This window comes from Acuticoccus mangrovi (genome assembly GCF_016411865.1).
Lineage (GTDB): Bacteria > Pseudomonadota > Alphaproteobacteria > Rhizobiales > Amorphaceae > Acuticoccus > Acuticoccus mangrovi.
This window is the reverse complement of sequence record NZ_JAEKJA010000030.1, coordinates 22,831-43,976: the sequence shown is the minus strand read 5'-3', so window position 1 is coordinate 43,976 and position 21,146 is coordinate 22,831. Positions and strand designations below refer to the sequence as shown.

Annotated in this window: 15 protein-coding genes and 1 pseudogene; 8 read left to right on the top strand and 8 right to left on the bottom strand. The window is 67.9% G+C overall.

The genetic code is table 11. From position 1 onward, the window contains the following. The 6 genes and pseudogenes from JCR33_RS22700 to JCR33_RS22675 all read left to right on the top strand — a co-directional run. Positions 1–536 (top strand): annotated as a pseudogene (locus tag JCR33_RS22700) (polysaccharide deacetylase family protein); the annotation flags it as partial. Continuing rightward, on the top strand, positions 533–1,576 hold the full coding sequence (locus JCR33_RS22695) for a GntG family PLP-dependent aldolase (RefSeq protein ID WP_198884431.1): 1,044 nt from the start codon (positions 533–535) through the stop codon (positions 1,574–1,576). The pseudogene JCR33_RS22700 and the gene JCR33_RS22695, both read left to right, overlap by 4 nt. Before the next feature lie 55 nt (positions 1,577–1,631). Continuing rightward, positions 1,632–2,528 carry a polysaccharide deacetylase family protein gene (locus JCR33_RS22690; protein WP_198884430.1) on the top strand — a complete coding sequence of 299 codons (897 nt, stop codon included), beginning with the start codon at positions 1,632–1,634 and terminating at the stop codon, positions 2,526–2,528. An 11-nt stretch (positions 2,529–2,539) separates the two neighbouring features. Continuing rightward, positions 2,540–3,868 (top strand): Zn-dependent hydrolase, encoded by a 1,329-nt coding sequence (locus tag JCR33_RS22685; protein ID WP_198884429.1) that lies wholly within the window; start codon positions 2,540–2,542, stop codon positions 3,866–3,868. A gap of 11 nt (positions 3,869–3,879) precedes the next feature. Beyond that, positions 3,880–4,857: an NAD(P)-binding domain-containing protein gene (locus JCR33_RS22680; RefSeq protein ID WP_198884428.1), complete on the top strand. Its 978-nt coding sequence runs from the start codon at positions 3,880–3,882 to the stop codon at positions 4,855–4,857. Positions 4,858–4,985: 128 nt separating this feature from the next. Then, positions 4,986–5,660, top strand: coding sequence for a GntR family transcriptional regulator (locus tag JCR33_RS22675; RefSeq protein ID WP_198884427.1), 675 nt, complete (start codon positions 4,986–4,988; stop codon positions 5,658–5,660). Between the two features lie 12 nt (positions 5,661–5,672). Here JCR33_RS22675 and JCR33_RS22670 read toward each other — a convergent pair whose 3' ends face one another. Together JCR33_RS22670 and JCR33_RS22665 are read right to left on the bottom strand one after the other, a co-directional pair. Then, a complete protein-coding gene (locus JCR33_RS22670; protein WP_198884426.1) occupies positions 5,673–7,076 on the bottom strand; it encodes an aminotransferase class V-fold PLP-dependent enzyme in 1,404 nt (467 codons plus the stop codon). 365 nt (positions 7,077–7,441) lie between these two features. After that, positions 7,442–9,109: a sulfatase-like hydrolase/transferase gene (locus tag JCR33_RS22665; RefSeq protein ID WP_198884425.1), complete on the bottom strand. Its 1,668-nt coding sequence runs from the start codon at positions 9,107–9,109 to the stop codon at positions 7,442–7,444. A gap of 586 nt (positions 9,110–9,695) precedes the next feature. Between JCR33_RS22665 and JCR33_RS22660 the strand changes: the two genes are divergently transcribed. Beyond that, a complete protein-coding gene (locus JCR33_RS22660) occupies positions 9,696–10,721 on the top strand; it encodes a helix-turn-helix transcriptional regulator (RefSeq protein ID WP_198884424.1) in 1,026 nt (341 codons plus the stop codon). A 341-nt stretch (positions 10,722–11,062) separates the two neighbouring features. Then, positions 11,063–13,027, top strand: a complete 1,965-nt coding sequence (locus tag JCR33_RS25600; RefSeq protein WP_211110528.1) for a mechanosensitive ion channel family protein — start codon at positions 11,063–11,065, stop codon at positions 13,025–13,027. Positions 13,028–13,141: 114 nt separating this feature from the next. Here JCR33_RS25600 and JCR33_RS22650 read toward each other — a convergent pair whose 3' ends face one another. The 6 genes from JCR33_RS22650 to JCR33_RS22625 all read right to left on the bottom strand — a co-directional run bounded on the left by JCR33_RS22650 (position 13,142) and on the right by JCR33_RS22625 (position 21,145). Then, complete coding sequence (locus JCR33_RS22650) at positions 13,142–14,113, bottom strand: helix-turn-helix transcriptional regulator (RefSeq protein WP_198884422.1); 972 nt, start codon at positions 14,111–14,113, stop codon at positions 13,142–13,144. Positions 14,114–14,454: 341 nt separating this feature from the next. Continuing rightward, positions 14,455–15,207, bottom strand: a complete 753-nt coding sequence (locus tag JCR33_RS22645; RefSeq protein WP_198884421.1) for a GntR family transcriptional regulator — start codon at positions 15,205–15,207, stop codon at positions 14,455–14,457. Between the two features lie 65 nt (positions 15,208–15,272). Further along, positions 15,273–16,232, bottom strand: a complete 960-nt coding sequence (locus tag JCR33_RS22640; RefSeq protein WP_198884420.1) for a 3-hydroxyacyl-CoA dehydrogenase family protein — start codon at positions 16,230–16,232, stop codon at positions 15,273–15,275. Between the two features lie 39 nt (positions 16,233–16,271). After that, positions 16,272–16,922 (bottom strand): hypothetical protein, encoded by a 651-nt coding sequence (locus JCR33_RS22635; RefSeq protein WP_198884419.1) that lies wholly within the window; start codon positions 16,920–16,922, stop codon positions 16,272–16,274. Positions 16,923–16,925: 3 nt separating this feature from the next. After that, positions 16,926–18,992 (bottom strand): hydantoinase B/oxoprolinase family protein, encoded by a 2,067-nt coding sequence (locus JCR33_RS22630; protein WP_198884418.1) that lies wholly within the window; start codon positions 18,990–18,992, stop codon positions 16,926–16,928. Beyond that, positions 18,992–21,145, bottom strand: coding sequence for a hydantoinase/oxoprolinase family protein (locus tag JCR33_RS22625; protein ID WP_198884417.1), 2,154 nt, complete (start codon positions 21,143–21,145; stop codon positions 18,992–18,994). Before JCR33_RS22625 ends, JCR33_RS22630 begins: the two co-directional genes overlap by 1 nt. Position 21,146: the final 1 nt, after the last annotated feature.

Below are 21,146 nucleotides of genomic sequence, written 5' to 3'. Positions count from 1 at the left end.
ACACCCATCGCCTCAACGAGGTGCCGCCGGAGGAGGAGCGGGTGCTGGTGAAGGAGATCCTCGACACCATCGAGGGGCTCTCCGGGACGCGGCCCGTCGGCTGGCTCGGCTCCGGCCTGCAGGAGACCTGGAACACGCTCGACTACCTTCTCGAGAACGGCATCCGCTACGTCTCGGACTGGGTGAACGACGAGCAGCCGTACATGATGGACGTCGGCGGCAAGTCGCTCGTCAGCGTCCCCTATTCCTATGATCTCAACGACGTGCCGGTGCTGTGGAAGGCGCGCAAGCCGGGGCCCGAGTTCGAACGCATGATCCGCGATGCCTGCGACGTGATGCTCGCCGATGCCCAAAACGGCAGCGGGCGGGTCATGTGCCTCGCCCTGCATCCGTTCGTGATCGGCCAGCCGTCGGTGATCGGCGTGCTCGATCGGGCGCTCGAGTACATCCTCTCCCATGACGAGGTGTGGGCGGCGACCGGCTCGGAAATCTGCGAGGCCTATCTCGCCCAGCGCACGGATGACGCAGCGGGATGATCGATCTGCGCAGCGACACCGTGACCACCCCGACGTCCGCGATGCGCCGCGCGATGGCGGACGCCGAGGTGGGCGACGACGGCTATCGCGACGATCCGACCGTGCTCGCTCTCGAGGCCGCCGCCGCCGAGCGGCTCGGAAAGGCCGCGGCGCTGTACGTGCCGAGCGGCACCATGAGCAATCTCATCGCCGCCATCGTGCTCGGGACACCGGGCGGCCGGCTGGTGGCGCACAAGGATTCCCACATCGTCCTGTCGGAGCGGGGCGGGGCATTCTCGGTCGCCGGACTGGAGCCAGACCTTTGGTCCGGGGTGTCGCCGGTGCCGACCGTCGACGACGTTGGCGTCGGCTTCGGGAAGGGTCCCGCGCTCGCCGTCGTCGAGCTGACGCACAACGCCCTCGGCGGCCGCGCTGCCCCACCCGAGGCAGTCGCCGCCTACGGGCGCGCCTGCGCCGCCGCCGGGGTCCCGCTCCACATCGACGGTGCGCGCATCTTCAACGCCGCCGTCGCGACCGACACGACCGTAGAGGCGCTCGCCGAAACGGCAGTGACGGTCACCTTCTGCCTCTCGAAAGGGCTCGGCGCGCCGATCGGCTCGGTCCTGTGCGGCCCGGTGGAGGTGATCGAGGAGGCCCGCGAGCGGCGCAAGATGCTGGGCGGCGGCATGCGCCAGGCCGGCGTGATCGCCGCAGCCGGCCTCGTCGCCCTGAGCACCATGGTCGACCGCCTCGGCGACGACCACGAGAACGCACGGCTCTTCGCAAGTCACATCGCCGCGGAGCATCCGGAGGTCATCGATCCGGCGGTCGTGGAGACCAACATCGTCCGGCTCAACGTCGCCCCGTCCGGCATGCCCCCGGCGGCGTGGGTCGCCGCCCTCGCTCGGCTCGGTGTGCGCACCAAGGTCCATGGCACGCACGTGCGCGCCGTCTTCCATCATCAGGTGAGCCGGGCGGACGCCGTGCAGGCCGCCGCCGTGGTGTGCACCGTCGCCCGCAACTTCTCCACAGCAACCCGGCCGGCGCGCGGCGCGGCCTGATCCATCTCTCGAGGCCGCCGGCCGCCGACGTCCCCCAACCCACGAGGCTCATTGCATGAAACCTGCGAAATACGGCCCGTTCGAGTTCTCCGCCATCGCCAAGCGGCCGCATTGGACGTGGCCGAACGGCAAAACGCTCGCGGTCTGGCTCTGCCCGAACGTCGAAATCTTCCACCTTGATGTGCCGATGCCCGGGGATTCGCAGGAGCGGCCCACCGGGCGGGAAGCGGTGCCGATGGTCCGCCAGTGGGCGCAGCGAGACTACGGCAACCGCGTCGGCATATGGCGGGTGATGGACGTCCTCGCCAAGCACGGCATGCCCGGCACCGCGGCGCTCAACAGCGACGTCTGCGTCTACATGCCTATCATCGTCGAGGAGATGATGAAGCTCGGCTGGGAGATGATCGGGCACGGCCGCACCAACACCCACCGCGTCAACGAGATCCCGCCGGAGGAGGAGCGCGCGCTGGTCAAGGAGGTGTTCGACCAGATCGCCGAGACGAGCGGCACCCGTCCCGTCGGCTGGCTCGGCTCCGGCCTGCAGGAGACCTGGAACACGCTCGACTATCTGATCGAGAACGGCGCGCGCTACGTCGCCGACTGGGTGAACGACGACCAGCCCTACCGCATGAGCGTCGACGGCAAGCCGCTCGTGTCGATCCCCTACTCGTTCGAACTGAACGACAGCGGCACGTTGTGGCGGCAGAAGCAGTCGATGGTGGAGTTCGAACGAATGGTCTACGACGCGTTCGACGTGCTCTACGCCGAATCGCAAACCTCGGCGCGCGTCCTGTGCATCAGCCTGCACCCGTTCGTGATCGGCCAGGCTCACCGGATCGGCGTCCTCGACCGCTGCCTCAAGCACATCATGTCGCATGACGGTGTCTGGGCGGCGCGCGGCTCGGAGATCGCGGACGGCTTCCTCGAGGCGACCGGGGCGCTGGCGTCGTGACAAGCCCCGCCATGTCGCTTCATGACAGCGCCATCGCCGCCGCCGTCGATGCCCTGATGCCTGAGGCGGCGGACCTCTTCGCCACTCTCGCCCGCGAGACCGCCGACCCGGAGATCGGCATCACCCGCCCCTCTTACGGCGAAGGCGAGACCATCGCCTTCCGCCGCGTTGCGGAGGCGGCGACCCGTCACGGCCTCGTCGTCGGCACCGATGCCGCGGCCAACTGCATCATCACGGCGCCTGGGGCGGCGCCGAAGGGAGCGGGGATCGTCACCGGCTCGCACCTCGATTCGGTCCCGATGGGCGGAAACTTCGACGGGCTCGCCGGGGTCGTCGCCGGCTGGCTCGCCGCCGCCGCGCTCCGTCGCGCCGACGTCACGCTGGCGAACGACCTCACCGTCATCGGCATGCGGGGCGAGGAGAGCGCCTGGTTCTCCACCCACCATATCGGCTCGCGCGCCGCGATCGGCCTCCTCCCGGCCGACGAGCTCGACTCCTCGCGCCGCTTCGACAGCGGACGCACTCTCGGCGAGCACATGACCGACCTCGGCTGCGACGTCGCCGCGATCCGCGCCGGCACCGCGACCTTCGCGCCCGCGGACGTTGCCGCCTTCCTCGAGGTCCACATCGAGCAGGGGCCGGTGCTCGTGTACGAGGAGATCGGCGTCGGCCTCGTCACCGGCATCCGCGGCAACCTGCGGGCCCGCGCGGCGTGCTGCATCGGCGAGACGGCCCATTCCGGCGCGGTTCCCCGCGGAATGCGACACGACGCGGCGCTCGCCGTCGCCGAGTTCCTGTCGCGCGCCGAGGCGATGTGGATCGAGCTCGAAGCCGAGGGTCGCGACATGGTGCTCACCTTCGGCAAGGTCCACACCGACATCGCCCAGCACAGCCACAACAAGGTGCCGGGGCGAATGGACTTCTGCATCGACGTGCGCAGCCACGAGACCGACACGCTCGACATCATGGAGGCGTTCCTGCCGAAGCTCGCCGCGGAGATCGGCGCCCGGCGCGGCGTCACCTTCGATCTGGGCCGCTTCTCCCGGGTGACGCCGGCGCCGATGGCAGCCTCGGTGCGCGCCGCCACCACCGCGGCGGCGGATGCGCTCGGCATCCGCACCATGGAGATCGCGAGCGGCGGCGGCCACGATGCCGGCGACTTCGCCAACGCCGGCGTGCCCGCGGGGATGATCTTCGTGCGCAATCCGAACGGCAGCCACAATCCCGACGAGGCGATGGCGCTCGAGGACTTCGCCGAGGCCGTGAAGGTGCTGGCGCTCGCGATCGTCCGCCTCGACCGCGCCCAGGCGGCGGCCGACGCCGGGACGGTGGCGGCATGAGGAGCGACGCCATGCCCGCAACCTTGACGGTGATCAGCGAGGCGACCACCGCCCGCCTCGCCACCATGGGGGACGCCGTCGAGGCGTGCCGCATCGCCCTCTCCGATCTCGCCGGAGGTGTCGCTTCGCTGTCCAACCCCGCGGCGATGTTCCTCAGCGGCCCGCAGGAGACGGACACCCACTTCAAGGTGAAGGGCGGCTCCGTCCCGACGCTCCGCGCGCTCGGCTTCAGGATGATCGGCGATGTCGGCCGGGACGGTGCCGGCGGGGAGCACCACTGGTGCTACATGCTGGATCCCACCACGGCCCGTCCCCTCGCCCTCGTCGCGCAGACCCACATCCACCGCCTCCGCACCGCCGCGAGCGGTCTCCTCGCGGCAAGACTGCTGAGCGGGGTCGCGGCTCCCAGGGTTGCGCTGATCGGCGCAGGCCGGATCGGCACCTGCCTCGCCGCCGGCTTTCGCGAGGTCTTTCCGGACGGCCGACTGACCGTCGCGTCCCGCCGCCTGTCGAGCGCGACCGCCGCGGCCGATGCCGCCGGCGAGGGCGTCACCGCCGCGTCGATCCCCGAAGCCGTGGCGGACGCCGACGTCGTGATCGCTCTCTCCACCGCGGATGAGCCGGTGCTCGACCCCCTCGCATTCCGGCCGGGCATGACGGTCATCGGCATGGGCGAGAACCACGAGCTGCCGGCGGCGCTGCTTGCCGCCGCCGATCGCTTCGTCGTCGACGACCTCGGCTACGCGACCACGTTGGGGTCGATCTCGGCTTGGGTTCGTCGCGGTGAAACGACGCCCGATGCGCTCCAGGCGCGCCTTTCAGCTTCGCTCGGCGAGGTGCTCGCGGATCCCGCCCGCGGTCGCCGCACCGCCACGGAGCGCGTGCTCGCCGTCGTCCAGGGCCTCGCGATCGCCGATCTCGCGCTGGCCGAGATCTGCCGGAGACGGGCCGAAAGTGCGGGTGCCGGGCGTTCCGTCTCGCTCGACTGACGCCCCGCGGTGAGCCTCGCGCCATGACAAGTCACGCATCCTCGGTCTACGTAGACGATCCCCGGCGCTGAGACGGCCGATTCGTCGGCGCTTCGACGCACCGAAGACAGTAAGGAAACGGCAGGTCGATGACCCAACAAGCGACGGCCCCGCTCGCCCGAAAGGCCTACGAGGAGTTGCGGGCGCTCATCCTCGCAGGTGGACTTGCGCCCGACGAGCCGATCAGCGAGCGCGGCCTGTCCGAGCGGCTGGGCCTCGGCCGGACGCCGGTCCGCGAGGCTCTGAAAGCGCTCAACCGGGACGGCCTCGTCATGATCATACCCGGACGCGGCACGTTCCTGCGCACCCTCAGCCTGCACCAGCTCCGCGAGCTCTACGAGGTGCGCATGGGGATCGAGGGGATCGCCGCCTACCTCGCCGCCCAGCGCGGGCCATCGCCGGCCCTCGCGGCCTTCAAACCGCAGTTCGAGGACCTGCTCGCGAACGCCGGCAACGTCCCGCTGCGGACCATTCAGGACACCGGCACGGAGTTCCACAACGAGCTCGTCGCCGCCGCCCACAACGACCGCCTCCTCGCCTTTCACGAAACGCTGCGGGATCAGATCGAGCTGACGATGCGGCTGACGCGGGACCACGACCACAGCCGCATTCACGCGACGATCGGCGAGCATTTCGCCATCCTCGTCGCCGTGCTCGATCGCGATCCGGCGGCGGCCCAGCAAGCGGTCTACGACCACCTCTCGAACGCCATCTCGGCCGGCGTGCAAATCTTCAGTCGCGTGGGCGCCCAGCGGCTGGGCTGAGGCGCCCGCAGCTCACCCGATCGCCCGCCGAGCGACGTCCAGGACATGGGCGACGTCCGTCTCGTCGTTGAAGCCGTGCAGACCGAAGCGGACGAGGCCGCGACGGATCGAGAAGCGCACGCCCGCCTCACGCAGCGCATCGGCGAGCCGGTTCAGCATCCCATCCGCGCTCGCGTACGCATCGCCGGCGCCGAGCGTCCCCAGCGTCACCATCGGGCTGCGCAGAGCGGGCTCCGCCGGCGCGTTCACCGGCAGGCCGAGCGCGACAAACCCGTTCCGCAGCGCATCGGCGAGCGCGACCGCGTGCCGTTCGATCCGCTCGGGCCCCACGGAGAGGAGCGCCTCGACCGCCGAGTCGATCGCCGCGATGGCGGGCCAGTTGTAGTTGCCGACCTCGAAGCGGGTGGCGTTGTGGCTGAAGATGAAGTCCCCGCCCTCGATCTCCGACTCGTGCCCGGAACCGCGCTCGACACCGTAGCGCGAGACGTAGACGGGCTCGAGCCGGTTGATCCAGTCCGGCGCGACCGCGACGAAGCCGAGACCCGCCGTGCCAAGGAGATATTTCGTCGTCGACGTGACGAGCGCGTCGATGTTCTCGGCGGCAAGATCGTGGCTCAGCACGCCGCAGCTCTGGACCGCATCCACGAGGAAGAAGGCGCCATTCGCCCGCGCCGCCCGACCGACCCGCTCGAGGTCGAGGCGGAAGCCCGGCGTGAACGTCACCGACGAGGCCGTGACGATGCGGGTGTCCTGATCGATCGCGGCGATCAGCTCGTCCGCCGGGATCACGCCGGCACGGGCCGTGACCTCGCGGACGTCCACGCCGTGCCGGCGCATCTTCTGCCAGAGATAGATGTTGTTCGGGTGCTCGAGATCGGCGCACACCACGACGTTGTCCCGTTCGCCGCGCGGCGGCACGGCGGTCGCGACCGCGTTCAGCCCGTCCGAGACGTTCTTCACCACGCCGATCTGGCCGGCCTCGGCCCCGATGAGGCTGGCGAAGCGCTGCCGTGCGGACCGCAGGGTCGGCGTGGACTCTTCCTTGCTGAATTCACCGAGGCAGATCGCCTCGATCACTCTCTGGGCGCGATCGGCAGCCACACGCGAAACGATGCCGGAGGACGCCGTGTTGAGATAGGCCCCGCGTTGCATCGCCGGAAATCCACGACGAAAACTCACGAGGTCGCGAGGCGGTTCGCCCCTCGCGGCAATCCACCAGGGCTCCGGGCCAGACATATCCATCAAACTCTCCGCTCCACCGTTCGGCGGCGAACCAACATGCCACTGGTATACCAATGCTGCCGACGATGAAACCGCTTCATGCACTGAGTCTCGCTCACGCCACGTAGCGCGAGTCCGAACTACGGACGAGCAGACGCGCGTTCTGACTGTCGCCGCACGCACGGAAAGAACCATTGTGACGCTGCAGCTCACCATCACTGCGCGTCGAAAGACAAATGAGCACGGCCTGAGATCGACGCGGGCCGCGGCGATCGACCTATCCATAGCCATAAGAGAGCCCACCGCCTCTACGGGGGACCCGGACCCGCCGTCGGGATCGAAGCGACAGATGGCGGGGACGTCGTCCGGCGCGATCGCCGCCTCGGCGCCGAACGCGAAAGGCGCCGCCCCCCGACGTCGCCTGACCGGCGAGCCGATGGACGGCGCCTTCGTTTCTCAATCTCGGCATCACGGGCACCGAGCCGCCCTCCCAAGCAAGGCGGGAAGAACCGGCCCGAAGGGGTCCGCTCTTCCCGCCCTTTTCGCTTGGGCCTCGTCGGTTAGGGGGTCGGCCGCCCGACGCCGTTCTCCTCGAGCATCTTCTGCATCGCCCCGCGGGCTTCCGGCGCGAGGTTGTACATCGCCGGGTTGTTGCCCACGAAGCCGATCTTGAACTGCGGCGGGTACTTCATCAGCTCGCTCATGTAGGCGCCCGTCGCCCCGATGAGCGGCACCGTCGCCGGGATGTGCCGGACGCCGATGTTGACGTCTTCCTGCGGGCTTTCATACAGGTTGAACAGCACGGCGCCGCCGGTATCGTGGAACAGGCTGCCGCTGAAGCCGCCCCAGCTCCCCTTCTGCACGATCGAGTCCTCGATCTCGCCGGTGAACATGTACTTGAACTCGTCGATGCGGAGCGCGCCGAAATACTGGTTGATCGTATAGGGGCGGCTGCGGCGGTTCGATTCACCCTTGTCGGCCAGGAGGAACGAGGCCTGATCCACGCCGTCGATATAGGTCTTCGCGTCGAAGAGCTTGGCGAGGTCGGCCCCCTTCACACCGCTGAGGGACATGACGGTCGGCAGGATGTCCGCGAAGTCGAACAGGCCGTCCGACCGGCGGGGGGCGATCATCCCGTTCCAGTAGGCGAAGGTGGGAACCCGCACGCCGCCTTCCCAGTTCGTGCCCTTGCAGCCGCGGAAGGGGGTGCGCCCATGCGGCGGGATCTCGCACTCGGGACCATTGTCCGACGTCAGCAGGATCAGCGTGTTGTCCAGCTGGCCGGTCTCCTTCAGCTTATCGACGAGGGCACCGAAGATGTCGTCCATCTCGACCATGCAATCGCTGTACACGGTGTGGGCGGCCGACTTGCCGGCGTAGTCGTCACTCGGATAGTTGTCGAAGTGGCAGCCGCGCGTGGCATGATAGAGGAAGAACGGCTTGTCGCTGTCCTTCTGCTTCTCGATGAAATCGAGACTCACATCCTTCCAGTGCTGATCGAGATCCTTGATGTAATCAAGATCGATCAACCGGCCGCTTTCGCACTTTTCCGTATCGGCGATGCTGCAATGCACCTCCGTATGGTTGAACTCGTCCTCTTCCATCATCTTGAAGCGAGAGGGCGAGAGGGCGATTTCCGGGTTCAGATAGACGTCGCGCCACTCGGTGTACATGTCCGAGACGCCGAGGAAGCCGACATAGTCGTCATAGCCCACGTTCTGCGGCAGCGAGCCCTTGTTCTCGCCCATGTGCCACTTGCCGACCCCCTGGGTCACGTAGCCCTCGGCCTTCAGGAGCTTCGGCAGCGTCGTCGCGCCGTCGAGACCCCCGGCCTCGCCGTACATCGGCGGACGCAGGATGCCGTGATGCAGCGGGTTCTGGCCGGTGTGGATGGTCGCCCGGCTCGGCGAGCAGGACGGCGTGGAGTACGCCGACGTCAACAGCAGACCGTCCTGCGCCAGCTCGTCCATGTTCGGCGTGGCATTGCCGACGGCGACGCCGCCACCGTTGAAGCCCGGATCCATCCAGCCCACGTCATCGAGCAGGAAGATCATGATGTTGGGCTTCTTGCCGGCCTTCGCCTCGAACGCCGACAGCTTCTCCGCCGCCGCCTTGTCCTGCTCCGGCCGCTGCAGCACCGGGTACATGTTGTCCGCCGGCTTCACGTCCTTCATGTGGAGCGAGAAGCCCGGATAGTCGTACCCCTTCGCCGAGGTCGGCCCGGTCATCGAGCCCCGCGGATTGGATGCCTCCTGGGCGTGGACCGCCCCGGGCACCAAGACGGCGAGCGAGAGCGCGATCGCGGCCCCTCTCGCGCGCCGGGTCGCACCTGCAACAGGAATCGGTCGGGGCGACCGGCTCTCTCGTAACGTCCCACAAGGCATATCGTCCTCCTTACGCTCGCCCCCGGGATCTGGAACGAGCGGCATACTTGACAGGGTTCGGGGGGAATTCACGCGACACGACAGTGACGAGAACACGGAAGGCATACATCGAGTGATGCGTCGCACATGCCGACCAAACACAATCTTTGCGTCTCTATTCCAATATTTATATACTATATATACGCCAAATAAGAACTCTCCTGAGCAAATATTTAGATCGAGCGCCTAAACTATATTTTGGCAAATCGCAAAACTGTCATACCTTTGCTTGTCAGCAAGTTCGTATATGCGATGTTGCTTTGCGGTCAGCTCTCGGGTAGGGACCTCCTACCGCAAGATTGCCGCCTCGTTTCCAAGCTACGGACAGCTCCTCTATGGCCCGACCTTCCGTGTTTCGGTTAGTCATTTTGCGTCACTTGGAGGTCCGCCGATGACGAAGCTCGCCGTCGTGCCTCTGGCGCGTGCGCGCGGCTTCGGTTCTCTCCCGTCGTTTCTGGAGGAGCGCGCCGGCGAGGCGGCCCTCATCAGGACCTTTCAATCGACCCAGCTGCCGCTCGCGCTCGAGGCCGAGCCGGATAGGCCGATCCCGATCCGGGCGATGGCCGAGCTGTTCGAGCGCGCCGCACACCAGCTCGGGTCCCGCACGTTCGGCCTCGATATCGGGGAGCGCATGACGCACCTCGGCTACGGCAACTGGATGAGGCACAGCCTGCAGGCGCCGACTCTGCGGGAGGCGATCGTGCGTGTGTGCGCGACGAGTTGGTCGCACCAGCGCGGGTTCACGTGGTCCTTCCATCGCTCCGGTCCGGTGTGGCTGTGGCGCGCGACCCCCCCGCTGGGCGAGACGGTGCGCGCCCAATATATCGACCACCTCATCTACCCGATGATGAAGTTTGCTCAGCATTACTTGGGCGAGGACTGGGCACCGGCCTGGATCGAGGTCAACTATCGCCACGATCGCGACGCCGCGGCGGTGGAACGCCGCCTCCAGACGCCGGTCCACTTCGACAGGCAAGGGATCGCCCTCGCCATTCGGGCAGAGGACGTGCGCCGCCCGCCGCTCGTTCTGCCGCACGCGCGTCCCGTGCAGGTCGAGCTGCACGATGTTCTAGAGGAAACCGTCCCCGAGACCGCGCCCGAGGCGGTCCGCTCGGTGTCGGCCGTCGTCGCGCTGCGCCTGCTCGACGGCCACGCCGATATCGACGGCGCGGCGCAACTGGCCGGTCTCAGCCTGCAGGGGCTGCAGCGTCGGCTTCGGCGAGAGGGCTACTCCTACCGGCAGATCCTCGAGGCCACACGCCGCACGCGTGCCGTGTCGCTGCTGCTCGAAACCAGACTCTCCATTTCCGAAATCGCCCTGACGCTCGGCTACGAAGAGCACTCGAATTTCACCCGTGCCTTCACGCGCTGGATGGGCGTGTCCCCGATGAAGTTTCGCGGGCTCCACAGGTCCTAGAGCACCTCCCGCTCAACCTGAATCGGGTTGAGTGGGAAAAGCGTGCTCGCTCTCCAGATCTGGCGCGATTGCTCTTCGCTCAGGTTGATCCAAGCTGAGCGGCAAGCGCGCTAGACGGCCCGTGGGCGTGACCCGTCCCGACGAACCGCCGAGCGAGCTCTCGGGGTGCGCTCTGTCGGGAGGGCGTTCGCCCGCCCGGCGCGGGGAGTGCCCTGGCCCGCCGCCGGCCGGCTCGCCGAGGGATGGTCGCGGCGCCGCACTGACGCAAAAAGCACAGACACCGCGCGACGGATCGCGTAGTATTACGCGGTCAACATCTTGAAATGGAACGCACACGGGCTGTGTCGGACATCATCATTACCGTCCCGGCGGGAACGCCGGCGGACGAAATCTCTCGGATCCATGCGATCTTCCCCGATGCCGGCTTCGTCGCCCCCACCGCAGCAGCCACGGCCCCGCCCAGCGTCGACGACGCGTTCGCCGCCGCGGTGGTCGCCGCCCGATCGTTCCCGGCAGACCTTGCCAACGCCTTCGCGGCCGCCGGTGGGCTGACCCTGCTCGCCTACATGGCGATCGCCGTCGTCGCGGGCGCCGTGGCGGAAGGCGTGTTCCGCCTGATGTCCCCGAAGCGTTCGGCCGCGGCCGGATCGGACGTCGCCCGCCTGCGTGACCGCGCCCCGCGGGCGCTGCGCTTCCTCGTGCGGCGACTGATCGCACTGGCCATCTTCACGGTGGTCGCCGTCATCGTCGGACGGCTCCTCCCGTTCAGCGACGAAGGCCGCGTCCTCGGCCGCGCCGTCATCATGGCGATCATCTTCGCCCGCATCATCCGTCTGTTCGTCGCGGTGTGCGTCGCCCCGACGGCGCCCGAGCGGCGCCTGATGGGCTTCACCGACGCCGAGGCCCACGTGGTCCAGCGCGCCGTGCTCCCGCTCGCGATCGCCGTCGCCGCGATCGGGACGCTGCGCGGCTTCGTCGAGATGGCCGTGGGCACGGATCCCTCCGGCTCCCTCGCCCGCCTCGTGCTCGCCGTCATCCTGAGTATCGCCACGATCTCGTTCTTCGTCGCGATCCGTCGGCCGCTCGGGAGCCTCATCGGCCGCTCCCTCGCCAACAACGGCGAGGCGAGCCCGAGCTGGGGCACGCGCCTCGCGCGCCGAACCGTCACGCTCTACATCGTCCTCGTCGTTCTCGACATGACGGTGAAGTCCCTCGGCGCGCTCGGCCTCCTCGGGGCCGCCGCGGCCTCCGGGGCGGGCTCCACCGTGTTCCTGCTCGTCCTCGCGCCGCTCATCGTCGCCGCCCTCCGGATCTGGGTCGGCGAGCTCGAGGAGCACGAAAAGACCCCGGCCGTCCTCGCCGGCTTCGCTCTCGCGGAGGGCGCGGTGATCGTCGGCATCGCATCCCTTCTCTTCACCGCCTGGGGGATCCAGCCCTTCGGCAACTCCGACGCCGAAGGGCTCGCCGCCATCGTGCCGCACATCATGGAGGCCGCGGTCATCATCGTCGTCGGCGTCGCGGTGTGGCGCGCGGTCCTCGGCATTCTGGGCGAGGCACACGGCAAGAAGGACGGCGACGAGGCCGCCGAGCACGGCGAGATGGGTGGCGCCGGCGACCGCATGGACACGATCCTTCCCATCCTGCGGGGCGCCGCCCTGGTGCTGATCGTGCTCGTGACGGCGTTCACCGCGCTGACGTCGCTCGGCGTGAACGTCGCGCCGCTGATCGCCTCGGCGGGCGTGCTCGGCCTCGCGATCGGCTTCGGCGCGCAAACCCTCGTCACCGACATCATCAGCGGGCTCTTCTACCTCTACGAAGATGCCCTGCGGGTCGGCGAGTACATCGAGACCGACGCCGGCGGCGGCGCGGTGGAGCGGATCTCGTTGCGCTCGGCGACGCTGCGCCACCCGCGGGGCGCCGTCATCACGGTGCCGTTCTCCAAGATGGGCACCATCAAGAACGCCAGCCGCGACTGGGCGGTGATGAAGTTCACCTTCCGCGTCCCGGCCGACACCGACGTCGAGATGGTCCGCAAGCTCGTCAAGAAGGTTGGCGAAGAGATGGCGCAGGATCCGGAGCTGAAGGACAAGATCATCGGCCCGCTGAAGTCGCAGGGCGCCGTCTCCATCACCGGGCGCAGCTATGAAATCGGCTGCAAGTTCACGGCGGTTCCGGGCCAGCAGTTCGCGATCCGCCGCTACGCCTTCGCGATGCTGCAGCGCGCTCTCAAGGAAAAGGGCGTTCCGCTGGCGGGCCAGGACGTCGACTTCTCGCAGCTTGCCCAGGCCGTCCACCCCGCGCCGTAGGCACTCGGAGACGCATCGGCCCCTCCCCGGCAGGCTCGCCGGGGACGCAGCCCGGGCCCCGTCGGCGACGACCCTTCGATCCGCGGCTCTCGGTCGACCGTGCCGATAGCCCTGTCATTTCCGCTTGGCGCGCACGCCCGAAAGAGCCGCCTCCCTCATGGTGTTGCGATAGGTCGACGGGGCACATCCCGCCCATCGCCGAAACGCACGGCTGAAGTTGGGGTGGTCCTCGTAGCCGAGGGAGAGGGCGATATCGAGCACCGACATCTCCGTCTCGCGAAGCAGCGCCTCGGCCCTCCTGTGGCGCGCCTGGTTGACGATCTCGCGGTACGTGTAGCCCTTCTCCCTCAGTCGCCGCTGAAGGCTCTGGACGCTGAGGTCGGTCATCTGAGCCACACCGTCGATGTCCGCCCGCCCGTCGAGAAGACGAAGCGTCACCACCGCCGCGATCGACCGGGCCGGCTCCGGCGCATCGGCGAGAACGACGTCGGCCACCACCTCGCGCAGCGTGACGGCCCCCGCGCAACCGGCCGGCGCGACCCGCTGGCGCTGCAACAGATCGGCCGGCTTCAGAACGACGCCGACCCCCGGCTGCTCGAAGCGAACCGGGATCTGCAAGCGCTCCTCGATCAACCCGGCGTCCGGATCGCGCCTGTAGCTGAGCTCGACGAACTCGGGCTTCCAGCCGAGCCCCAAATAGTGCTGGCACAACAGGAGCATCGGGCCGAGCACGTGATCGGCGTGGGTCTGGACGTCGACGTCGAACCGCCGCACGAGCCAATAGCGCCAGACGTACCGGTCCCCCATCGGCAGGAGCGAGAGATGGGCCCCGGTCTGATGCATCGACAACGTGTTGCAGAGCCGCCGGATCGCGGTGCCGAGATCGGGCGCCAGCGCTCCATATTCCCGCCAGCGCCCGTAGGCCGTCGCCGCCATCGTCTGGCCGAGCTCCAGCCCGAAGGTCCGGTCACCGAGGCAGTGTGCCGCGCGGTCGTGAAGAGCGATCATCGCCCGCAGCGGGATCGGGATGTGCGGCGCCTCGATGACGGCCTGCGGCACGCCCACCGCCTCGAACGTGCGCTGCAAGCCGCGCTCCCCAGCGCGCTGCTCGAGAAGTCGCGGCAAGGGACCAAACCCGTTCGCCCGCGTCAGATCGATGGATGAGTCCAAGGCGCATCACCCGCTCTGTCGATCTGAAATGGCATCGACCGATGTAAAATGACAAGTCCTCAATCGTGGATTTTTGCAATCGCCGCAGGCGCCTAACGCAACCGTGAAGAGCCGGCGCAAGCGGGCGCTCCCGCGCCTCACCCCCATGTGCGCAGACCAATCGCCCGACATACAGGCGTCTTGCCGTCGCGGTAGGCACGAGCATGTTCGACGGCTCAGCCCCGGGCGAGCGACCAACGAGGTCGCCGTCGGCGTCGCTAGTCGACCGTGTCCTGGCGGCCGAAGGCCTCGACGAGCCATCGCCCCGCACGCAGAATGTGCTTCCGCGTCGCCTCGCGCGCATCGGATGGGCTGCGTCGGCGGAACGCGTCGATGATCTCGTCGTGATCCTCGACGTTGAGGCGGTGCGCTTCGTTCGCGTTCTTTACGGCAAACCACACCTGCCGCACCGGCACCGAGTTCTGCAGGTTGACGATCAGTCCCTTCAGCCGCTGATTGCGGCACGCGGAACGGAAGATCGCGTGGAACTCCTCGTTCACCGCGGCGATGCGCGTCGCCACTTTCGTCTCCGACTCCGACGTGACGTTGGCATGGCTGAGGGCGATCTCGACGAGGGCCGTCAGCTTGGCTTGCGTCGACAACAGCTCGATCTCGTCGTCCTCGGTCCAGTTGGCGACCGCCAGCTCGGCGGCAAACCCTTCGAGCTCCGCGCGGATCTCGTAGACTTCCATCAGGCCGCTCGCCGTCGGCGACTGAACGATCGCGCCCTTGTTGGGCACGATGACGACCATGTCCTGCGCCTGAAGCTGCTGCAGCGCCTCCCGGATCGGCGTCCGGCTCACGCCGTAGCGATCGCACAGATCGGTCTGCTTCAGGTGCTGGCCGGGCGCGAAGGCGCCATGCAGGATGTCCGCCTGGAGACGAAAGGCGATGTCGTCCACGAGGTTCGAGCCATGCCCGACCTCTTCGAGGAGTCTGTGCGGGCGAACGATCGTATCGGTGCTCTTCATCGTCTTCGCATCGGTCTCACGTCGTCTATGCGACCCTCGCACAAGTCTTCATCCAAAGGAGGCTGTCACGTGCGCTCGGCGCGGCGGAGGGCACGGATTGCCGCAGCGCGACGTTGGAACAGTTTGGTTACCGACACGCTATCATAGCCGCCGCAGATGCCCCGTCCGGACTTCGCGCCGAGATCTCCCTTCGCGACCAGCTCGACCAGCCGGGGATGCGGCTCCGTGGCGGCGGACAGTTGCGGATAGAGCTGCTGGGCGACGGCGAGGTGAACGTCGAGACCGGCGAGATCCATGCTCTCCAACGGTCCCGTTGCCGACCAACGCGGACCGAGACAGGCCACGAGCGAGGCGTCGATGTCCTGCGCGTCGCACACGCCCTCGGCCATCAGATGGTGCGCCTCACGCAGCAGCGCATATTGCAGTCGATTGACGACGAAGCCCGGGATCGGTCGCTTCACCCGCACGACCTGCTTGGCGATCCCCTCGGCGAAGGCTTGCAGCGCGTCGAGAACGGCCGGCGCCGTCGACGGGGCGGCGACGATCTCGACGACCTCGACCAACTCGGCGGGGTAGAACCAGTGGAGCCCCGCAAACCGGGCCGGCCCCGCGACGGCGCCTTCGAGCTCTGCGAGATCCAGCGAGCTGGTGTTCGTCGTGATGACGGCACTCTCCTCGCAGCTGTCCGAGATCGCGGCCAAGATCTCGAGCTTGAGCGGAACCGCTTCGGGCACCGACTCCACGATCAGCGCGCTGCCCTCGACGGCCTCGCCGATCGAGGGCGCCGTTCTGATGCGCTCCACGATCCCGTCCTTCTCGGACGGCTGTGCGAGGTCGGCGGACACCAGAACGTCCAGCGCCGTGCCGATCCGCTCGAAGAGCTTCGACCGCGACTCGTCGCTGCGCACGAAGCAGCGCACCGGATGCCCCGCCCGAGCGCAGGCGATGGCGATCCCCGCTCCCATCGCGCCGGCACCGACGATGGCCACCGTCTGGCGCGCGTCGGCGGGCGAGCCCATCGTCATATCAAGATCCCCTTCCCGTCGGGTCGATGCCACCCGCCGTCACGGCGCGCTTCCGAACTGCTTGATCTCGGCAAGGGTCCAGCTGCGGCTGACGTCGCCCGGCGTCAGAACCACGCCGGCTGGCACGTCCCCCGCCACGGCCACCGCCCCGTCGCGGGTGATCTCGCGCGCGCCGTCCTCGCCCAGCACGATCACGGGAAGATCGAAATTGTCCGCGAGCCGCTTGATCCGGCCGGCCACCGCCCCGTCGGCGCCAGCGATCAGGATCGCGGCGATGCCGGTCCCCATCGCCGCTCCGGCGATGTCGCACAGAATGTCACCCACCAGGTCGGCGTCCCCGTCGTGGAAGCTTGGAAGGGCGGCGACGAGCGGAACCTGCACCGTCGCCGCAAGACGGCTGAGCCTGTCGATCGCGTCGGCGACGACCGGGTTGTCGAGGACGTCGTCGCAAAGGCCCTCCAATCCGGGCTCGTCCGCCAGCAGGCGCTGCTCGCTTGGGTGAAGGATATCGACCACCGCGCCGTGCGCTCCGGTTGCCCCGATCAGGTCGAGCAGGAGGCGTCGGCACCCGGTCGCATCGGTCCACCAGCCGGGGCCGGCGCTCATATTGACGAGCGACGGCAGTTCCTCCCAGGCGTACGGGACGAAGCAGCGGCTCTTCCCTGCCAAGGCGTCACGCAGCGCGGCCATCCCTCAGATTCTCACCACGTCCCGGTTGGGCTTGGCGTCGGGCCAGGTTCCGAACCACTTGAGCGCCTGATCCGGCGGCCGCTTCGCCTCCCACGACTTGACCCATTCGCCGTAGGGCTTGGCTTTGGCTCCACGCGCCTGCCGCATCTCCTGGCGGCGCGCCGCGGTGGCCTCCTCGTCGACCAGGAAGCGCTGGGGATCGACGATGACCCCGTAGACGTCGCGGGCGACGCCGAGGGTGATGACCTCCTTCCTGAGATCCTCCGCCACGCTCGCCGGGTCGCGTTCGAGCACGTCGCCGTAGCCGCCGCTCCCCTGCGTGCTCGCGGCGAGGATGTCGCCCTCGGCAAGCACGCGGATGCCGCGCGTCTGGTGCTCCATGATCACCTCGCCGCCCAGCGTCTTGTTGGCCTCGGCGACGGCCAGCTCGTAGTCGTCGGTCGGGATGTTGGGGTCGCCGGCCGCCATCCTGGCGAGCGCGTCCGTCCCGCGGACCTGAATGCCCGGCAAGGTGGACATGGAATAGCCGCCGAAGAGGCCGTTGTGGGCGGGGAACTTCGATTCCTTCTGGCTCGAGGTGAACGCCACGTAGGGCGACCCGCGCACGATATAGGCGATCGACGCGCCCACCCCGCCGCGATATTTGCCGTAGCCGCAGGTATCCGTCATCTGACGCTGGTAGAGATGGAGAAGCGGGAACTCCGACTCGATGTCCTCGACGTCCGGCGCCTTGCCCCACGGGCCGTGCGGGAAGCCGAACACGTCCACCCCGTCCTGATCGCACCGGGCGCCGAGCCCGTAGGCGTTCAGCGGATAGCCCATGAAGTCGGTCACCCGGACACCGTGCTGGTTGGTGCCCGATACCATGACGGCGGAGGCGCTGGACGAGGTGTAGCCGCACACCTGGTCGCGCTGCTCGGAGCTGTACATTGCCTTCGACAGCACCACGCCGAGGAGCGGGAAGACCATACCGCCGACGAGCGGCGAGCACGAGATCGCCGCCTCGGGCCCGGCGTCGAAGAACGACCCCTTCGGCACCGCGATCTCGATGTGCTCCATCATGCCCGACGACATCGGAAAGTCGTTGAACGGGAGTTCGAAGAGGATCACCGCGCAGTGGGCGCGGATGACGGAGGCGAACGCGTTGTAGCTGCCTTCGTGCTCCGGCGAGCTGCCTTCGAAGTCGATGCTGAGCTTGCCGTCCTTGACGGTCAGCGTCACCGACGCGCGCAACAGCGAGTCCTCGTGGCCGGTGGTGTCCATGAACACCGTGTGGCGGTAGGTGCCGTCGACCCATCGCGCGACGCGCTGATGCACGCCGGACGACGTCTCCTGGATCATCTTGCGGAAGAGACCCTTCATGGTCGCCGTGCCGCGCCGCGCCGCCATCGCCTGAACCCGCTGGCGCACGCGGTCGCAGGCCGCCACGCGCGCCTTCACGTCGGTGACCTGCATGCGCGGCGCGCGCGAGATGAAGTTCTCCATCATGTTGAGGAGGTCGGTGCGCAGACGGTAGTTCTCGCCGATCTTGATCGGCGTGAGCTTCATGCCCTCGTCGTGGCGCGTCGTCGCCGCGGGGATCTCGCCGCCCGGCTCCGAGCCGCCGGTCTCCGACTGATGCGCCCCGCTGACCACCCAGGCGAGCAGCTCACCGTCGACGAACACCGGCATGATCGCGAACTGATCCGGGTTGTGGATGCCGCCGTAGAGCGCCTCGTTGGTGTAGTAGACGTCACCTTCGCGCACGCCGACACTCGGATCGTCGGTGAAGTGCTTGATGATGTATTTGATCGGAATCTGGCCGGTCACGCTGTGCAGCAGCGTGCCGCACACGGTGGTGACGAGGTCGCCCGCCGCCGTGTAGATCCCGACCATCGTGTCGCCGGAATGAAGCATGGACGAGATGCCCATCTTCGTCATGACCTCTTTTCCCTCCTGGGCGATCAGCACCAGGTTCTCGGAAAAGATCTCGTAATCACCGACCTGGAGCGCCTCGGCCGCGTCGAGTTCTTCCTGGGTCGGCGGCACCGGCTTGATGCCGGATTCGATCAGAGCGACGTCGAGTGCCATCAGGCAGTCTCCCTTGACAGTACGAGCGCGTGGTGACGGTCGACATTGAGGGTCCAACCCGGGTCGAGAACAAGTGTCGTGCTCTCGTCTTCGATGATCGCCGGCCCGCGCAGACGGTCGCCATGCAGCAGCAGGTTCATCTGATAGACGGGGGTCGGCTCGAACCCCTTCTCGACATCCCAGAAGGCGAGGCGCGTGCCGGTCTGCGCCTCCTTGGCGCCTTCCGGCCGGCCGCCCTCGGGGTAGACCGGGAGAACCGGCCGCGGCTGCGGCAGCCTCGCCTTCAGAATGAAGCCTTCGATCTCGATGCCGGCGTCGGGGTTCAGCCCCATCGCGCTATAGGCCTCGCTGAACTCCTTCTCGAAGGCGGCGGCGATCGTGCGGGCGTCCTCGGTGCCGGTGAGCCGGAGCATCGGCGAGGCCACCCGCTTGACGTTGAGCTGACCGCCGAAGCGCATCTCGAGCTCGAGCTCGAAGGTCAGCTTGGAGCTGTCGAAGCCCTCGCCGGAGAAGTCGCGGCGCGCCTGGTCGGACAAGTCCTCGACCACGGCGTTGAAGGTGCTGCCGTCGGCGAGCCAGGAGTCCGGATCGCTGGGCTTCAGCAGCGTGATGCGCTGCGACCGCTCGTAGACGTGGAGCACGTCCATCGTCGACGATCCGAAGGCGCAGAACGCCGAGGAGAACGGGAAGACCACGATCTCGCTCATGTTCGCCGCGGCGGTGTAGCCGCAGCAATGGACCGGGCCCGCGCCGCCCATCGCGAACACCGTGAAGTCGCGCGGGTCGTAGCCCTTCAGCACGGTTTCCTTGTGGATCTCGAGGCCCATTTTGGCGTCGATGATCCGCTTGATCAGCAGCGCCGCGTGGGGAACGGAGACGCCGAGCGGCTTGGCGATCTTCGTCCCGATCACTCGCTCGGCCCGCGCCTTGTTGAGCGTGAGCTTGCCGCCGTGGAAGTTGTCGGCATCGAGGTAGCCGAGGACGAGGTCGGCATCGGTCACCGTCGGCTCGCGCCCGCCCTGGTCGTAGGAGACGGGGCCCGGGATCGACCCGGCGCTCTCCGGGCCGACATCGAGGCGGCCGCCGAGCTCCTCGCTGACGCGGGCGATCGAGCCGCCACCGGCACCGATCGAGCGCGTATCGAGGATCGTCGCGTCGATCACCCAGCGATCGATGGTCGGCGCGAACTGATAGAAGCGGGTGCTGCCCTGCACCACCATGCCGATGTCGAAGGAGGTGCCGCCCATGTCGGTGGTGACGACGTTCGAGCGCCCGTAGGACTCACCGATCGCGGCGCTGCCCATCAGACCGGCGACGGGACCGCCGCTGAAGGTCTGCACGGCGGACGAGCGAAACACGCTCGCCATGCCGCCGGTGTTGTGCACCATCATCAGCGGCGCCTTGTAGCCGCGGCTGCGCAGCTGCTGGCCGATGCCGACGAGCTCCTCATAGATCGACTGATGGAGGTAGGCGTTCAACAGCGTCATCGTCGAACGCGTGTACTCCATCTTCCGCGGCGAGACCTCGTGCGACAGGAACACCGGCATGCGACCGAGATAGGACTCGTCGTATTCGCGCTCGATCAGCTCGCGAATCTTCAGCTCGTGCACCGGATTGAGGTAGGAAAACAGCGTGCAGACGACGAAGCCGCGCACGCCCTGGTCGACGAGATGGTCGAGCTTGGCGAGGAAATCGTCTTCGTCCAGCGGGCGCAGCACCTCGCCGAACGAGCCGATGCGCTCCTTCACCCCCACCGTCAGATGCTTGGGGATCAGCGGAACCGGCTTGTTCACGCGCGCGACGTTGCGCTGCTCCTTGAACGGCAGGCCGTCCGACCACTGGCTGGCGCGGCCGATCAGCAGGGTGTCGTCGAAGCCGGACGTGGTGATGTAGGCGAGTTTGGGCCCGCTGCGCTCGATCAACTTGTTCAGCGCGACGGTGGTGGAGTAGCGGACGATGCTCGTCTCTTCGAGCAGCGCGTCGCCGGACGTGTCCAACCGCTGGGCCGCCTCATCGATCGCGCGGGACAGGCCGAGACCGAGGTCGTGCGGCGTCGTGCGCACCTTGCACCAGGTCGTCCGACCATCGCGGGAGGTGACGTAGCAATCGGTGAACGTGCCGCCGATATCAATCTCGATCGATGAATGATTCATC